General features: G+C 36.8%; 2 protein-coding genes. Both read right to left on the reverse strand.

Annotation, left to right across the window (positions count from 1 at the left end; genetic code table 11):
• On the reverse strand, positions 1 to 1,266 hold a 1,266-nt coding region (locus tag ENL20_05730), incomplete at its 3' end, for a hypothetical protein (protein ID HHE38055.1).
• Between the two features lie 575 nt (positions 1,267 to 1,841).
• A complete protein-coding gene (locus ENL20_05735) occupies positions 1,842 to 3,986 on the reverse strand; it encodes a hypothetical protein (protein ID HHE38056.1) in 2,145 nt (714 codons plus the stop codon).
• Positions 3,987 to 4,683: the final 697 nt, after the last annotated feature.

Here is a 4,683-nt window from a genome sequence, read left to right on the forward strand (position 1 = left end):
AAAAATATTACTTCCGGATTGAGTTGGATCATTCTCTGTCCAGGTCAAAGCAATATCATTTCCGTAAATCGCGATTTGAACTCCGGTTGGTTTTGGGGGAGGGATCGTATCGAAAACTGTGATCAGGTTGTGTTTGATGATCGAATCAGTAAAAGCAGGACTGCAAATCTTTAACTTTACATCATAAATTCCGGGGGAACCATAAATCCAAGTCGGATGCTGAAGCATGGAATCATAAATACCGTCGTTCTGGAAATCCCATTGCCAGTCTGTCGGTTCACCGAGAGATTCATCGGTAAAACTTACTTCAAAAGGTAAATAGCCAATCACATTCTGCACGGAGAAGCGAGGATTATAAAATGGAATAATTTGCGGATGTTCGTCGCGGTAAATGATCACTAATGAATTTTGTTCAATAACATTTGCTAAAGGATTTTGAGTTTTGATCCCGTAAAATCCGGTTCGAAATCGTTCATAAGAAAGATTCCCGGAATTCCCGCTAACCACTGAATTGCGGAAGATGTATAAAGATTCACCATCCGACATGACGAAATTAATGACCGGACTTCCATCAGATAATTCTTCCGGCAGATTGTATCCCTGAACATCCCTGTTATTCAAAGCAAAATAAATCCCGACTTCCACATCTCCATTATTTTCTAATACAAATTTCATAATGTAATGAAAGAGAAGCTCACTATCGATAAAAGAATTCAAAATCCCGAACTGTCCGTTCCAATTGGATGGATGTCTATGAAACCATTCCTCTCCGAGATAATTCATCATCGCTGCTTTGATATCACCGGTAACAGTTCCGTTGTGCATAAAAGTGTAAGTAGTATTCTGCCAGGCAAATGTAAACGGATGACTGCCGTAACCGGTTGAACCATTCCTGTCGTGTCCCAGCACGATCACCGGATAATTATTCTCACTCATTATATCCGCAATCGCAGTATCGAGAGGTTCTTCTGTTCCGTCTCCATACCAGCGTTGATGACCGATCTTATACCAGATTTGCGTTGTATCCAGAATCGTTTCATCATTTTTATAATACAAAACTCCGTAACCATCATTATTCAACAGCGAATCCGAGCGTTCTTTCATATAATCAAAGAAATCAAAAGGATCGTTAAAACCTCCGTTGATTTCGGATAGTTCTGAAATGGAATGTCCGTTTAAAGAGATCATAGCCATCATATCGCAGGCAAAACCTGAGGTTGAGAATAATAACAAAATAATGAAAAATATGAGCGACTTCTTACTCATGATCCTTACCTCACAAAGACAAAACCTTTTTTAGATATGCGAGATAAAATGTCAATAAATGAATTTGGTGATTTATTGATTTGGAGAGTTGTTGATTTATATTTTTCTTCAAAAACGAGTTTTGAAAAAAGATCACTATTTAAGTGGATTAATTTCTTTTTTTTATCCTGAAAGGATTAAAAATTAATAGCCATAGGTGGAATCTATGGAAATAGATAGGTTAAGCTCACAATCCGGTTATAGACGGATTGAACTTATGCTTGTTCCTAAATTTTATTTGGGAATATAATTGGAAAGAAATTTTATTTCGAGAAATGCTTCATTATAAAGATCAAAGTAAAACTTTTCCAAAATTAACATTCCCAAATAAAAAATAGGAATGAGCAGCATATTCAACTCTTTCAGAGTTTTTCGTCATTTCCTTCCCACAAGATTCTCTTGTGGCAATTGATATGAAACTCTTTCAGAGTTTTTTTTATTCTAAAATTTTACGATTTCAAATTTCCTGATAGTAAATAATTTTTAGGAGTTTATACATATTTTACAGACTTCAATACATTACTTCAGGAACTATTTTAATCACTCGCAGCAGTTATATAAAAGAATTTCTTCTCACTCACAAGCTCACACCAGAATGTTTCCGGAATTCCGGAAATTTCATTAAACCATGATTCAAAAGGTTCATACGGATCAGAGGAAGAATAAACATTATAAGTGCAGCCTGGAACTTCATCCCACGAAATAGTAACAATATCATCGACAATTCCAATCATAACATTCTGGGGAGGTTCGACTCCGGCAAGATAAACATAAGTTGTGTCCGTATCCCAGTAATTCGGATGGGAATCATATTCTGCTTTAAAGGCGAACCAGTTGGAATCATCCTGTCTTTCCGCACCTGCCTGGAAATAAAAATCAACATTTCCCGATTCGTGTCCATAAATATATAAACTCCGAGAAGGGGGCCAGACACTCCATTCTTCCGTATAAGAATAAACATTAAAATTTTCCGGATTATCCGAATGATTATAAACCGTAACTGTAATCGTATCTGTTTGTCCGGGTTCTGTGTAAAAATCACCTTCCGGATAAACTTTAACCGGAGGAACTACCACAACCTTCCAGTTGATAACATCAGGATAATCTCCTTCCGGATAGGTCGATGATGTTATCTGAAAATTGTTCGTTGTTCCAATAGGTGCGGAATAAGGAATCTGAACATCAATGGTGAAGGTTGTATCAGGATCATCATAAGAATATACCCAGACATCATTGGGATAGAAAGAATAGCCGAGTTCATCACTGATCTCGATATGAAAATCATAGCGTTCTCCAAGATTAACAAAGCGAATTGGAATATGAGCCATTTCTCCCGGAAATCCTAATCCGGGGATAAGATAAGGTTCGGACATTTCGGAAATATCCGGAAATCCCGGATAAAGACAACTCATCGATAAAGTATCCAATTGCCTTTGATTAAGGAAGATTGGATCAGGTTCACAGATTTCATTGAGATCAACTTCCGGGTCCAACAATATGTTCGCATCTAATTCAGGTCGTGAGAAATAAATGTAAGCAGGAACACCACCAATATCCTCTTCTTCGGAAACAAGGACATTTACTCCCTCAGGATTACCGGTTAGATCAACAAAACTTTCCTGCCTGTAACAACTCCGCATTGAACCACCTCTTGCCGGTCCGGTTGGATCAGTTACAACACGATTATAATGTTTTCTGGTTTGAATTGCCTGTAAATCGAGATTTGAGAGATCGATAGTCGTTATCGGTTCCCAATTCCGGGCTCTAAAGGTCAGCAAACCGAAGCGATCGATCTGTGTTCCCGGTCCACTAAATGAAATGATATCATTTGTGTTATCAAAATAAGGACATCCGATCCATAGAATATTAGAACAGGTTGTATTTGTTTGTCCATCCGGACCCATATCGAATCCTCCGAGAATTCGACCTCCATTACCATCGATGTTATGAGGAAGCCGAATAATAATATCTCCTCCTCTGGCAAACGGTTCACCTTGAGCATAACCATTTCCTGCTTGAATTGTACCGGCATTAATAAAGTTATTACCAACAAAGAAACGGATATTTCCTCCTCTCGAAAGCAGGTTTTGTCCCATTACACCACTTCCGGCAGTTATTGTTCCGCTGCATAAAAAATCTTGTAAAGTCTGCAAGTTGGAAATATTTCCAATCCGGATATAAGTAGGAATTGTTGACCAGATAGCAGCACCCCAATTTGATTGGAAATTATTTCCGCCCAGAATTTCTCCCTCGATATCTATGGTTTCAGCTTCGAGTATTAACATAACCGAGACGCCGGTATTATCGGGTTCTCTAAAATTATTGATATCAAAACCTAATAAACGACCGTTTAGACCGATATGTATTTCGTCATCTGCTCTCAGTCTTACTCGATGAAAATAATCGGGTAACACTTCCGGATAAAGTGTTCCCTCGATGTCTAATCTCTGGTAAACATCATCGAGCCAATCCCAGGCGGATTCCAAATCTAATCTTACCGAGTTTCCCTGATCGATCAAAACCCAATCTCCAGTGTCGGGATAGCGATCAAGGTTCCAGGTATCAGGATCTCCCCAATCTCCATCCTGAACGGAAATGATATTTTGTGCATTCAATAATGAAAGACTCATTGTTAAAATAATGATGATAGCAAAATAAAACTTGATTTTTGCTTGTTTCATGATTCCTCCTTTGTTCAATAATTTGAACTTGATTTTAAAAAATAATTTTAATATTTTTAATTCATAAAGAACCGAATCCATTCAAAAAATCATTTTGGACAATTGTTAAAAAAAAATCATTTTGGACAATTGTTAAACAGTTAAAGGAGTTATAAGGTTTTTTCAGTCTCATCAACAACAAACTTAAATTCCGAATAATAAGAATATAGAAATTACTAAATGCTTTTACAGTAACTAATTTTTTTAATATCATTAATGTTATTCATTATTAGATTTTATGAGTGATTTAAAGATTACAGTAAAAATTTTCCATTTTTCACCTCCCTGATTGTATAAATCATTAATTCCGATTTCCGGACAATACTTTCAGATCAGGTTTCCAATTTTTCCGATGTGACAAACTTGAAATTGCTTTTATTTATGTCAAATAAAAAATCCCCGCTGGAATTTAGCTGGGATTTGAAGAAATAAATTTGTTTGTTTTCAACTCAAACTTCGTTTCAAGTAGAATCCAAACAAATTGGACTTCATCAACTTTAGTTAGATGGAGTTCAGTTTGTATCAATCATACTCAACCATTGCGAAGGTTACACACCCCACGGCTAAAGTCGTACCCCTCTCAAGAGGGGATTTTCGTGAGGTACTATTTCATTTAGATTTATCCTCCGAAGCTTTAGCGAAGGAGGATCATCTTCTT

Source organism: Candidatus Cloacimonadota bacterium (genome assembly GCA_011372345.1).
Classification (GTDB): domain Bacteria; phylum Cloacimonadota; class Cloacimonadia; order Cloacimonadales; family TCS61; genus DRTC01.

Coding starts and splice junctions, on each gene's coding strand:
- ENL20_05735 (HHE38056.1), bottom strand. CDS start 3,986: ATGAAACAAGCAAAAATCAAGTTTTATTTTGCTATCATCATTATTTTA.